The sequence below is a fragment of the Parvibaculum sp. genome (assembly GCF_049672805.1).
Classification (GTDB): Bacteria; Pseudomonadota; Alphaproteobacteria; order Parvibaculales; family Parvibaculaceae; genus Parvibaculum.
In genome coordinates, this window is sequence record NZ_JBATWS010000295.1 from 1 (window position 1) to 11,078 (window position 11,078).

General features: G+C 61.1%; 14 protein-coding genes. 11 read left to right on the forward strand and 3 right to left on the reverse strand.

What is annotated here, in order from left to right:
- Window positions 1-501 (forward strand): AsmA-like C-terminal region-containing protein (locus WBF74_RS09395; protein WP_424438624.1); only part of this gene is annotated, 501 nt, incomplete at its 5' end.
- A 3-nt stretch (window positions 502-504) separates the two neighbouring features.
- Here the strand turns inward: WBF74_RS09395 and WBF74_RS09400 are convergent.
- On the reverse strand, window positions 505-1,014 hold the full coding sequence (locus WBF74_RS09400) for a cupin domain-containing protein (RefSeq protein WP_424438627.1): 510 nt from the start codon (window positions 1,012-1,014) through the stop codon (window positions 505-507).
- Between the two features lie 89 nt (window positions 1,015-1,103).
- Here WBF74_RS09400 and WBF74_RS09405 point away from each other — a divergent pair, with 89 nt between their 5' ends.
- The 3 genes from WBF74_RS09405 (at window position 1,104) to WBF74_RS09415 (ending at window position 2,698) form a co-directional block, all read left to right on the forward strand.
- The gene (locus WBF74_RS09405; RefSeq protein ID WP_424438630.1) at window positions 1,104-1,355 is read left to right on the forward strand and encodes a DUF6460 domain-containing protein; all 252 of its coding nucleotides are present in this window, start codon (window positions 1,104-1,106) and stop codon (window positions 1,353-1,355) included.
- A 113-nt stretch (window positions 1,356-1,468) separates the two neighbouring features.
- Entirely contained in the window at window positions 1,469-1,828 is a 360-nt protein-coding gene (locus WBF74_RS09410) for a hypothetical protein (RefSeq protein WP_424438633.1), read from the forward strand.
- A gap of 84 nt (window positions 1,829-1,912) precedes the next feature.
- Entirely contained in the window at window positions 1,913-2,698 is a 786-nt protein-coding gene (locus tag WBF74_RS09415) for an SDR family NAD(P)-dependent oxidoreductase (RefSeq protein WP_424438636.1), read from the forward strand.
- Window positions 2,699-2,709: 11 nt separating this feature from the next.
- On the opposite strand, the gene WBF74_RS09420 is transcribed toward WBF74_RS09415, so the two are convergent.
- A complete protein-coding gene (locus tag WBF74_RS09420; protein WP_424438639.1) occupies window positions 2,710-2,979 on the reverse strand; it encodes a hypothetical protein in 270 nt (89 codons plus the stop codon).
- A 413-nt stretch (window positions 2,980-3,392) separates the two neighbouring features.
- On the opposite strand from WBF74_RS09420, the gene WBF74_RS09425 reads away from it, so the two are divergent.
- The 7 genes from WBF74_RS09425 to WBF74_RS09455 are packed head-to-tail and all read left to right on the forward strand — an operon-like array spanning window position 3,393 to window position 10,125.
- Window positions 3,393-6,305: a monovalent cation/H+ antiporter subunit A gene (locus tag WBF74_RS09425; protein WP_424438642.1), complete on the forward strand. Its 2,913-nt coding sequence runs from the start codon at window positions 3,393-3,395 to the stop codon at window positions 6,303-6,305.
- Window positions 6,305-6,643 (forward strand): Na+/H+ antiporter subunit C, encoded by a 339-nt coding sequence (locus WBF74_RS09430; protein ID WP_424438645.1) that lies wholly within the window; start codon window positions 6,305-6,307, stop codon window positions 6,641-6,643. Before WBF74_RS09425 ends, WBF74_RS09430 begins: the two co-directional genes overlap by 1 nt.
- A 2-nt stretch (window positions 6,644-6,645) precedes the next feature.
- Window positions 6,646-8,286 (forward strand): monovalent cation/H+ antiporter subunit D, encoded by a 1,641-nt coding sequence (locus WBF74_RS09435; RefSeq protein ID WP_424438648.1) that lies wholly within the window; start codon window positions 6,646-6,648, stop codon window positions 8,284-8,286.
- Window positions 8,283-8,768: a Na+/H+ antiporter subunit E gene (locus WBF74_RS09440; protein ID WP_424438651.1), complete on the forward strand. Its 486-nt coding sequence runs from the start codon at window positions 8,283-8,285 to the stop codon at window positions 8,766-8,768. The genes WBF74_RS09435 and WBF74_RS09440 overlap by 4 nt, the downstream gene beginning before the upstream one ends.
- Window positions 8,765-9,046, forward strand: a complete 282-nt coding sequence (locus tag WBF74_RS09445; protein ID WP_424438654.1) for a K+/H+ antiporter subunit F — start codon at window positions 8,765-8,767, stop codon at window positions 9,044-9,046. Before WBF74_RS09440 ends, WBF74_RS09445 begins: the two co-directional genes overlap by 4 nt.
- A complete protein-coding gene (gene mnhG / locus WBF74_RS09450) occupies window positions 9,043-9,420 on the forward strand; it encodes a monovalent cation/H(+) antiporter subunit G (protein ID WP_424438657.1) in 378 nt (125 codons plus the stop codon). Before WBF74_RS09445 ends, mnhG begins: the two co-directional genes overlap by 4 nt.
- 48 nt (window positions 9,421-9,468) lie before the next feature.
- Complete coding sequence (locus WBF74_RS09455) at window positions 9,469-10,125, forward strand: DUF502 domain-containing protein (RefSeq protein WP_424438660.1); 657 nt, start codon at window positions 9,469-9,471, stop codon at window positions 10,123-10,125.
- Between the two features lie 10 nt (window positions 10,126-10,135).
- On the opposite strand, the gene WBF74_RS09460 is transcribed toward WBF74_RS09455, so the two are convergent.
- On the reverse strand, window positions 10,136-11,078 hold a 943-nt coding region (locus tag WBF74_RS09460; RefSeq protein WP_424438663.1), incomplete at its 5' end, for an alpha-L-fucosidase.

Below are 11,078 nucleotides of genomic sequence, written 5' to 3' on the forward strand. Positions count from 1 at the left end.
GTGTTGAGCGCCGCGACAACCGGCTGGCAATCCGGCGGAACACAGGACACAGATTTCTCCGAGCTTGGCGGCACCTTCACCATCACCAATGGCGTGCTGAACAATCAGGACTTTGCCCTGCTCTCCCCCCTCGTCCGGGTAACGGGTGCGGGCACGGCGAACATGCCGCAAAAGACGCTCAACTATCGCGTCGAACCGAAGCTTGCGGCCTCACTTGAAGGACAGGGCGGCTCGTCCGAGGTGAAGGGCATTGAAGTGCCGATCCTCATCACTGGCCCGTGGTCCAGCCCGCGCTTTGCGCCAGACCTTAAATCCATCATTCAGAACCGCGAGAACATTCAAAACACGATCAAGTCGATCAAGGAGGATGGCGGCAAGGGCTTGCTGAATGAACTGCTCGGCCAGCCCCAGCCTCAATCGCAGCCCGAGGGCGAGGAAGCACCGGCAGAAAGCACAAAGCCGCGCCCCGAAGACGCGCTCAAGAAACTCTTCGGACGCTAGGCGTCAGACCTTCTTGAAATCCGCGAGGGCGGCATATTCCTTCACGCCGTCCACGCGGTACATGCGCCGGGCGAGTTTCGGATAGGTGCAGACATCAATGGGCGAGCGCGTGCCGCCCATGAGGTACACGAGATCCTCGCCCGCCTCTGCCGGCACATGCATGGAGTGAGCAGGCGAATTTTTCGGGAAGATCATCATGTCGCCCGCGCGAACGGTGAAGCTCTCCTCGCCGATTGTCGCCTCGGCATGACCCGAGATCACATAGAGGAACTCTTCGTCCTGTCCGTGGAAGTGATGCTCTGTTGTGTCGCGTCCCGGCTCCACACGGACAATGTGAAGCCCCATATCGGTGAGGCCCGCCATATCCCCGACCGAGCGCGTATGACGGATAGCGTTTGCGTTGAACTGGTGGACCACCGGCTTTTCGGGCAAACCGGCGATCCGTGCCGCCGGGAAGTGGCAATCGGCCGGGCTTCCGTCGACAACCTTGCCCGAAGAATCATTGCTGCTCACTGCCTTCTCCCTTTCCCGGCCTTTCTTGGCGGCCCCTGACGCTCTAGACTGAATTTTACTGATTCGCCGGGGACAAGACGGGCGCCTTCATGATCCTGAACGCCTTGTCGACGCTGCTTAAATTCTTCATAGGGGCGGTCGCCATTGGCGCCTTGCTCAGTGCGTTCGACATCACAGCCGAGGAAGTTCTCAGGGATATCGGGTTCACGCCCGAGGCCATTCTCGCTTTTCTACGCGAGGGGATCGGCTGGGCGCTACCTCATTTCCTGCTGGGCGCGCTGGTGCTTATTCCCATCTGGCTCATCATCTTTCTCCTAAAGCCGCCGGGCTTCCGCCGATAGGCGCTTTCCGCAGGGGCGCCCCTTGCGTGAGCCAACTGCCCATGTAGAGTTATGGTTAACGGCGAGGGGAGGAGCCTTGCGCCGTCTCAGCCATGCTTTTTGGGAGGAACCCGATGAAGAAACTCGTTCTCGCGGCCACTTTCGCCTTGTCCACGCTCGCTTTCGCGGGCGCGGCGAATGCGGATGTGGGTGCCGGCCTTATCGGCAACACGGTGACGCTCACCGGGCCGGACGGCGCTGTTACCAAAATCCATTATCCCGACGCCTCGAGCGTGGTCGTGCTGGGCGCTGATGGCAACGAAGTGGGCGGCAGTTGGCGTGTGGCGGACAACACGATCTGCACCACGATTGGCGACCAGCCGGAAAACTGCACGGCACCGATTGATGAGGCCCCGAAAGTTGGCAGCTCCGGCACACTGGAGAGCGCGAACGGCAATGTCGGCTGGGCGGTGACTGCCGGCAAGGATTTCTGATCCGGCGCATTTCTCTTGCTCTGTTCGAGGCGCCGAACACTCCCTAAAGTTGCGTGAGCGACGTACAAGCAGGGAGAAACGAAAATGGGGCGCCTCGCAGGGAAAAGAGCAATCGTTACGGGCGCTGGCAGCGGCATTGGCCGGGCCAGCGCCCTTCTTTTTGCGCGGGAAGGCGCGAAAGTGGTGGCTGTGGACCGCGTGGAAGACGCGGTGGATGAAACAGCCGCCCTTATCCGCGCGGAAGGCGGCACCGTTTCCTCCGTCGCCGCCGATGTGAGCGACGAGACCGCCGTGCAGGGCTTTGTGGACCATTGCCTCTCCGCATTCGGTGGGATTGACGTGCTTTACGCCAATGCTGGCATCAGCGGCGGCCTCATTCCCATGCAGGAACAGACGGTCGCCTATTGGCAGGAAGTACTGGCGGTCAACCTGATCGGCCCCTTCCTTGCCATCAAGGCGGCAAGCCCGCACATGATCCGGCAGGGGAGCGGCTCGGTCATCTGCACCGCTTCCGTGGCGGGGTTGCGGGCCAATGCCGGAGGCCTGCCCTATAGCGCCAGCAAGGCGGGCGTCATCAGCCTTGTGCAGACGGTGGCGAACGAATTGTCCGGCACGGGCGTGCGCATCAATGCGATCTGCCCCGGCCTCATCGAGACCGGCATGACGAAGCCGATCTTCGACGGGGCGCGGGCACGGGGGACCGAAGACAAGATCGGCCAGCTAAACCCGCTGAAACGCTACGGAAATCCGATCGAAATTGCGCAGGCCGCGCTTTTCCTGGCAAGCGATGACGCCTCCTATGTGAACGGTCAGGCCATTCCGGTGGATGGCGGGCTGTCGAGCACGCATCCCTTTGCCGGACGGCGATAGGCCGTCCCCCGTCAGATACGGGCGGAAATACTCGTCCCCTCGCCCGCATTCGCGATTTTCGCGCGAAGGCGGCAGGGGCCGAGGGCGAAGGCGGCGACGCCCTTGTCGCTGAAGGAGACCGGCTCGCCGAGGGAAAACCAGATTTCACCATCGGGACTCGCCTCCAGCGCGACCGTTGCGCCGTCAAATTCGCCCCAAGCCCAGAATGTACCGGTCCCACCCTGCCACTCGATTGCCGATGAACTGCCGCTCGTCGTTGCGTCGCTGAAAAACTTTGCCATGTCACTCTCCCTTGATCCGGCTACGGAGGCAAAGCTTCACACGGGCGCACCCCGGGGGGGATAAGTTCGGACGAGAAAATTTGTGCCGCGGGCGGAATCAGCCCCGTTCACATCCTTTTTATGTCAGGACATTCGACAAGCGCGGCCGGGTCATTTAAGTCCTTTGGCTGTCCTGAGCAGGTGCGCCGAGCACGCCCCGAAGCGGGACAGGGAGACCAGGGAAAGAACGCGCATCGGGCTGGCCTGAATGCGACCGATTTCTGTGTTCCCACTTCCAAACTCATGTTTTCTAAAGCACAATCGGCTTTCCAGAAAACATCGCCCCCGATGGCCGTGCCGGCCAGAATAAACGCCCCCCGCCTGCGAAGAGTCCGGCCCCTTTGCAGACGCAACGATAATGGTGACCGCGCAGAATGAATGAACAGGCGCTTCTTCCCCTGCTGATCCTGCTGCTCGCCGCGGGAAGCGCCCTGTCGGCCAGCCTGCCTTTCACCAATCGCAATGCACAGGCGCTGCTCTCCGGCGCTGTCGCCGTTACCGGCCTCATCATTGTCGCATCGTTCTATCCCAGCATTGCCGACGGCAGGGTGATCCGCAGCGAAGTCGCATGGTTGCCGGAGCTTGGACTCAATTTCACGCTGCGAATGGATGGCTTCGCCTGGATGTTCTCCATGCTCATCATGGGGATCGGCTGCCTCGTGGTGCTCTATACGCGCTATTACATGTCCGAACAGGACTCTGTACCGCGCTTCTTCGCCTTCCTGCTCGCCTTCATGGGCGCGATGCAGGGCATGGTGATTTCCGGCAATCTCATCCTGCTGACGATTTTCTGGGAACTGACCAGCATCTTCTCCTTTCTGCTGATCGGCTTCTGGCATCAGAACGCGGCTGCGCGCGACGGCGCGCGCATGGCGCTGACTATCACCTTTATCGGCGGGCTCTGCCTTCTCGTCGGGCTGCTCATCGTTGGCCATATTGTCGGCAGCTATGATCTCGATGTGGTGCTGGCCTCGGGCAACAAGATCCGCGAGCATGAACTTTATGTTCCCGCTCTCGTGTTGATCCTGCTTGGCGCGCTGACAAAGAGCGCACAGTTCCCCTTCCATTTCTGGCTGCCCAATGCGATGGCAGCACCGACTCCGGTGTCGGCCTATCTCCACTCCGCCACCATGGTGAAGGCGGGCGTGTTCCTGCTGGCGCGGCTCTGGCCCGTTCTCTCAGGTACGCCGGAATGGTTCTATATCGTTGCGGGCGCGGGCATGATCACGCTCTGCCTCGGCGCCTTCTTTGCCATTTTCCAGCACGACCTGAAGGGGCTGCTCGCCTATTCGACGATCAGCCATCTCGGCCTCATCACCACGCTGCTGGGGCTTTCAAGCCCACTCGCAGCGGTGGCGGCAATTTTCCACATGATGAACCACGCCACTTTCAAGGCGTCGCTCTTCATGGCCGCAGGCGTGATCGACCACGAAACCGGCACACGCAACATGCGAAGGCTGAGCGGGCTTTACCGCGCGATGCCGGTGACGGCGCTGCTTGCCATGGTGGCGAGCGCAGCCATGGCCGGCGTGCCGCTGCTCAACGGCTTTATCTCCAAGGAGATGTTCTTTGCGGAGACGATCATGGTGAATGCGGATTCGTTCCTCGACCGGGCGCTGCCTTATGTGGCGACGGTTGCAGGGGCGCTCGGCGTTGCCTATTCGCTGCGTTTCATCCATACGGTGTTTTTCGGTCCTGTTGCCGTCGATCTGCCGCGCGAGCCGCATGAGCCGCCGCACTGGATGCGCTTTCCGATCGACCTGCTCGTGCTTGCCTGTCTTGTTGTCGGCATCATTCCGGCGCTCACCGTCGGCCCCTATCTGCATGTCGCGGTGGAAGCCGTGCTTGGCGCACAGACACCGGAATACAGCCTCGCTGTCTGGCATGGCATCAACACGCCGCTCATCATGAGCACGATTGCGCTTGTTACGGGCGTCATTCTCTACATTCTGCTGCGCGGCTATCTTGCGCGGTCCGAGGAAGGTCCGCCCCTGCTGCGCAACCTCAAGGGGCAGCGCATTTTCGAGCGTATCCTCGTCACCGTGTCATGGCGGTGGGCGCGCTGGATCGAAACCAAGCTGGGCACGCGCCGCCTGCAGCCGCAGCTTCGCCTTCTTGTGGGGCTGGCTTTCGCTGCCGCTGCCTGGTCGCTTCTACGGCTTGGTTTCGATATTCACCTGCCCCCGCTTGTCGGCTTTGATCCGGTCTTTGCCGGTCTCTGGCTCGTGGGCATCTTCTGCGCGGTGCTCGCCGCACAACAGGCGAAATATCACCGTCTTGCCGCGCTTATCCTGCTCGGAGGAGCGGGGCTCGTTACCTGCGTGACCTTTGTCTGGTTCTCCGCGCCTGACCTCGCGCTGACGCAGCTTCTCGTCGAGATCGTGACCACGGTTCTTCTGCTGCTTGGCCTGCGCTGGCTGCCGAAGCGGCTTGAGGAAGTGGATAATTCCGTCACCCTCTCGGCGCGGCTGCGGCGCGCGCGGGACTTTGCGCTCGCCGTTCTCTGCGGCATCGGCATGTTCATGGTCTCCTATGCCATGATGACGCGCGACGCGCCGGACACGATTGCTGATTTCTTCCTCTCCCGCGCCTATAGCGAGGGCGGCGGCACCAATGTGGTGAACGTCATCCTTGTGGACTTCCGCGGCTTTGACACGCTGGGCGAAATCACGGTTCTCGGCATTGTGGCACTCACCGTCTTTGCGCTGCTGCGCCGCTTCCGCCCTGCAGCGGAAAGCATCGGCATGCCGGAGCAGCAGCGTATCCAGATGACGCTGGATGAAGCGCATCCGCACCGCAGGGTCGGCGAGACGGTGCATGATTATCTCCATGTTCCGGCGATCATCATGCAATGGATGTTCCCGGTCATCATTCTGCTTGCGGCTTTTCTCTTCCTGCGCGGACATGATCTGCCGGGTGGCGGCTTCGTGGCGGGTATCGCGATGGCGATTGCCTTTGTGCTGCAATATCTCGCGCTCGGCACGCGGCAGGTGGAAGACAGACTGCGTATCCTGCCGATGATGTGGATTGCCGTTGGCCTGCTCACCGCCGTTTCCACAGGGCTTGGCTCTTGGTTGCTCGGCTATCCGTTCCTCACTTCCTATTCGCAATATACGGATCTGCCCTTTGTGGGTGACGTGCCCACGGCAACGGCACTTCTCTTTGACCTCGGCGTCTTTGCGCTTGTGGTCGGCGCGACGGGGCTCATCCTTCTCTCCATCGCGCATCAGTCTCTCCGCAGCTATCGCGCCCGCGTGGCCGAGACGGCGAAAGCGGAGGAAGCGTAATGGAACTCGTTCTCTCCATCGGCATCGGTGTTCTGGCGGGTGCGGGCGTCTGGGTTCTGCTCCGGCCGCGCACCTATCAGGTCATTATCGGGCTCGCGCTGCTTTCCTATGCCGTCAATCTCTTCATCTTCAGCATGGGGCGTCTCAAGATGAACGCCGCCCCCGTGCTCGAAAAAGGCGTGGGCGTGGACCCTGCGCTCTATACGGACCCGCTGCCGCAGGCGCTGGTGCTGACGGCCATCGTGATCGGCTTTGCGACCACGGCGCTCTTTCTCGTCGTGCTGCTTGCGGCACGCGGCTTGACAGGCACCGACCATGTTGATGGACGGGAGCCGTGAGCATGAATTTCTGGTCCGACCATCTGATTGTTGCGCCCATCGTTCTGCCGCTCATGGCGGCGGCCTTTCTGCTTTTCTTCGATGACCGGCGCAGGGTGCTCAAATCCACGGTGAGCCTGCTTGCGGCGACGGGGTTGCTTGCCATTACCGTGCTGCTGCTCTTCCACCTCCATATGGATGCGAGCGCAGGCGAGGCCACAACCCATCCCTATCTTGTAGGCAACTGGCCGCCGCCCTTTGCCATTGTGCTGGTGCTCGATCCCCTGTCCGGCTTCATGCTGGCGCTGACGGCGTCACTCGCCGTGCCTGCGCTGATTTTCTCGCTGGCGCGCTGGCACAGGGCAGGCCCGCATTTCCATTCGCTGTTCCTGCTCCTTCTGATGGGCCTTAACGGCGCATTCCTGACCGGCGATCTTTTCAACCTCTTTGTCTTCTTCGAGGTGATGCTCGCGGCTTCCTACGGCCTTGTGCTTTATGGCTCAGGCCAGCTTCGCGTGCGTGCGGGCCTGCACTACATCGTTGTCAATCTCGCAGCCTCGCTTCTCTTCCTCATCGGCGTTTCGCTTATCTATGGCGTGACGGGCACGCTGAACATGGCGCATCTCGCGCAGCGCATCGCCACTACGCAGCCTGAAGACCGGCTGATGCTGGAAGCGGGTGCTGCTATTCTCGGCATTGCCTTCCTCGTCAAGGCGGGCATGTGGCCGCTGAGCTTCTGGCTGCCTCCTGCCTATTCGGCAGCAGCAGCCCCCGTAGCGGCGATCTTTGCGGTGATGAGCAAGGTCGGCATCTATGTGCTGCTTCGCCTCTCGCTTCTCTTCTTTGGGGATGATGCGGGCAGTTCGGCAGATTTCGGACGGGATGTGCTGCTTTATGGCGGCATGGCGACGCTTACCTTCGGCATGATCGGGGTACTCGCTTCGCAGGCCCTTGGAAGGCTCGCGAGCTTCTCCGTGCTGGTTTCATCCGGCACGCTCCTCATCGCTATCGGTATTGGCAATGCCGGTGTGACGACCGGCGCGCTTTTCTATCTGGCAAGCTCGACACTTGCGATCAGCGCCTTCTTCCTTCTGATCGAACTCATTGAACGTGGGCAGGACGCCACGGCAAACGTGCTGGCCGTGACCATGGAAGCCTATGGCGAGGGCGAGGAAGAAGAAGAAGAGGAAGAAGCAGGCGGCGTGATCATGCCGGGCACGCTTGCTGTTCTCGGTTTCGGCTTTGCGGCATGCGGCATGCTGCTTGCCGGGATGCCGCCTCTGCCGGGCTTTCTTGCCAAATTTGCCATGCTTTCCGGCGCGCTGAACCCCGGGGGCATTGGTGAAGGCGGCGAGATGACGCCCGTGCTCTGGGCCTTTGCCGCGCTTCTCATTCTCTCAGGCCTTGCCGCGCTCATCGCCATGACGCGAACCGGCATCCGCACCTTCTGGACGCCGGTGGAGCAGACGGTGCCACGCGTGCTGCTGATTGAAGTCGTGCCTGTGGCGCTTCTCCTCGGCCTCACGCTCGCGCTCACCGTGCAGGCGGGGCCGGTGATGCGTTTCCTCAACACCACCGCGCAGGGACTTCACTCGCCGGCAGGCTATATTGAAGGCGTGATGCAGGCTCCCCGCACGGAACCATGGGGAACCAGCAAGCCATGAGAAAGCTTTTCCCCTATCCGCTGCTTGCTCTCTCGCTCATCGTGATGTGGATGCTGCTCACGCGCTTCTCGCTCGGGCAGTTGCTTGTGGGTATTGCGGTTTCGTTTGTCGCCTGCTGGTCGATGGCGGCGCTGCGCCCTTCAAAGCCGCGGCTGAAGGGCTGGTATCTGCTGCCAAAACTGATCGCCATCGTGCTTTTCGACATCATCCGCTCCAACATAGCCGTAGCGAGCATCATTCTGAGCGGCAAGCGCCGGAAGCGGCGCTCGGGCTTCATCGTGCTCAATCTCAGGCTGCGCGACCCGATGGGGCTTGCCGTTCTCGCCGTCATCATTACCAGCACACCCGGCACGGCCTGGTTCGACTATAATGAAGCAAGCGGCAAGCTCGCGATCCATGTCTTCGATCTTGTCGATGAAGAAGCGTGGATCAAACTGATCCACACACGCTACGAACGTCTTTTGATGGAGATATTCGAATGAGCGCCACCATCATTTTCTGGGCTGTCTCCATTGCGCAAGCCGCGCTGGCGATTGCAATGATGTGCGCGCTCTACCGCATGATACGCGGCCCGCGCGCGCAGGACCGCGTTCTCGGGCTCGACACGCTTTACATGAACGCCATGCTGCTGCTCATTACCATCGGCATCCGCAGCAGCAATATCGCCTATTTCGAAACCGCGCTTGTGATCGGCATGCTCGGCTTTGTGGCGACGATGGCGCTTGCGAAATTCCTGATGCGCGGCGAGGTGATCGAATGAGCGTCGCATCAGACCTGCCCCTCTGGGTTGCCCTTCCCTTTGCCTTTTTCCTGCTTCTCGGCGCAGGGCTTACGCTGATCGGCTCGGTCGGCCTTGTCCGGCTCGGCAGCTTCTATGATCGCATTCACGCACCGACGCTCGGATCGAGCTGGGGAACGGCGGGCATCGTTCTTTCATCGATGATCTTCTTCACCGCGACGGAAGGCCGCCCGGTGGTGCATGAGATTCTTATCGGCATCTTCGTTACGGCCACCATGCCGGTGACGCTCATGCTGCTCGGCCGCGCCACGCTCTATCGCGACCGGGCCGAGGGCGTGGAGAATGCGCCTGAAATGCTGGCTTCCTCTGAAAGCGTCAGCAAACAGACCGAGTAAACATGCGCTTGCCCTGAAGGCGGCACAAACCGGCACCGGGAGTTCGCCATGCAGTCGATCACACGCAATATTGTCACCGGCGTTCTGACGGTCATTCCGCTGTTCGTAACGGCGTGGCTGATATGGTTCGTCGCCGATATTCTCATCTGGCTTGGCAAGCCTGCGGCCACGGCCTTCTCGCAGGCGCTGCGCCCCACGGGAGGCGATGCGGCGGCTGATCTTCTCCTCTCCGACTGGTTTCAATCGCTGCTCGCGCTGCTGATGGTGCTGCTTTTTCTCTTCCTGCTCGGCAAGACAGCGAATGCCGTTCTCGGACGGCGCATGCTCGTTCTGTTTGACAGGATCGTCGAGCGCGTGCCGCTGGCGCGCACGATCTATAGCGCTACACAAACCCTCATCCGCTCGCTGAGCGGGGATGGCACGCTGACCGGCAGCAAGGTCGTGCTGATCGAGTTCCCTTCGGAAAACATGCGCGCGGTCGGTTTCGTCACGCGCATATTCCCCGCCGTGGGCACGCAGCCGGAGCTTGCCGCCGTCTATGTGCCGACAACGCCGAACCCGACTTCGGGCTTTGTCGAGTTGGTGCCGACTTCCCGCCTCATCTGGCTGCCCTGGACGAAGAATGACGCGATGGCCTTCATCGTTTCAGGCGGCTCCATGGCCCCGGACAGCGAGCCGATTGACTGGCCGGTCCTGAAGGAGTGAGCGCGTCTCGCTATCCCTTCTCCGTCACCGTGATGACCGGCGCGAAACTCCCTCCCAGCGGCACGCGGAAACCGAGCAACAAATCATCACCTTCCTGACGAAGCGTCACCGGGCTTCCATCCGCAACAAGCCGGGCCTCCCCTGCGAGCCTGATGCCGCGCAGGCGCATGGAACTGCCTGACGGTTTGCCGAGGGGGATAATGTTCACATCGTCCCCCTTGCGCGTGAAGCGAACAGGGATACCGTCTTCCGTCACCGTATCCGAGCTTGGCGTCCCGTCCCGCCACCAGGGCACCGTGCCGTAGATCGCATCGCCATTGGTAGCAAGCCAGTCACCGAAATAGCGCAGCCGGTCAAGCTGGGGATCAGGAATCTTTGCATCCTCGCCACGCGGACCGACATTGAGCAGGAGATTGCCACCCTTCGATGTGCCGTCGATGAAATCCGCCAGAAGCGTTTCTGCAGGCGCGTAGCTTTCTTCGGTGTCGAGACGGTTATAGCCGAAGGAATGGCTCATGCCGCGCGTTGCCTCCCACTTCTTTTTCTGAATGGAGGTGAAGCGCGTATATTCCGGGGTGCGGAAATCGCTATGCGGGATTTCCTGGGGGATCACGCCTTCTACCGCTTGCGGATTCTTGCGCAGATAGCGTTTCGCCGCGAAATCGAGAAGGCGGCGCGGCAGCTTGTAGCGCAGAAGTTTTGACGCCAGCCGCTCATGCACCCAGCGATCATTCACCACGCCTTCCGGAACGGCATTGTAATAATCGGCAAAAAGCTGAAGCAGCTTATCGAGACTGGTCGGCCAGGAAATATCATTCCAGAGAATGCTCGGTTCATAGCGTTCGATCAGCTCACGCGTCTGCGCCATGGCATAGGCCGGATAATCGCCGCCCGGCATGGAGCCGACAAAATCCGCGAAGGTGCGCAGCGGCTCGCGGTTGAACGTCCAGTCA

What these genes read in the sequence shown, in the direction of transcription:
- WBF74_RS09405 (WP_424438630.1), top strand. Translation starts at nt 1,104, where the DNA reads ATGATCCTGAACGCCTTGTCGACGCTGCTTAAATTCTTCATAGGGGCG.
- WBF74_RS09410 (WP_424438633.1), top strand. Translation starts at nt 1,469, where the DNA reads ATGAAGAAACTCGTTCTCGCGGCCACTTTCGCCTTGTCCACGCTCGCT.
- WBF74_RS09415 (WP_424438636.1), top strand. Translation starts at nt 1,913, where the DNA reads ATGGGGCGCCTCGCAGGGAAAAGAGCAATCGTTACGGGCGCTGGCAGC.
- WBF74_RS09420 (WP_424438639.1), bottom strand. Translation starts at nt 2,979, where the DNA reads ATGGCAAAGTTTTTCAGCGACGCAACGACGAGCGGCAGTTCATCGGCA.
- WBF74_RS09425 (WP_424438642.1), top strand. Translation starts at nt 3,393, where the DNA reads ATGAATGAACAGGCGCTTCTTCCCCTGCTGATCCTGCTGCTCGCCGCG.
- WBF74_RS09430 (WP_424438645.1), top strand. Translation starts at nt 6,305, where the DNA reads ATGGAACTCGTTCTCTCCATCGGCATCGGTGTTCTGGCGGGTGCGGGC.
- WBF74_RS09435 (WP_424438648.1), top strand. Translation starts at nt 6,646, where the DNA reads ATGAATTTCTGGTCCGACCATCTGATTGTTGCGCCCATCGTTCTGCCG.
- WBF74_RS09440 (WP_424438651.1), top strand. Translation starts at nt 8,283, where the DNA reads ATGAGAAAGCTTTTCCCCTATCCGCTGCTTGCTCTCTCGCTCATCGTG.
- WBF74_RS09445 (WP_424438654.1), top strand. Translation starts at nt 8,765, where the DNA reads ATGAGCGCCACCATCATTTTCTGGGCTGTCTCCATTGCGCAAGCCGCG.
- mnhG (WP_424438657.1), top strand. Translation starts at nt 9,043, where the DNA reads ATGAGCGTCGCATCAGACCTGCCCCTCTGGGTTGCCCTTCCCTTTGCC.
- WBF74_RS09455 (WP_424438660.1), top strand. Translation starts at nt 9,469, where the DNA reads ATGCAGTCGATCACACGCAATATTGTCACCGGCGTTCTGACGGTCATT.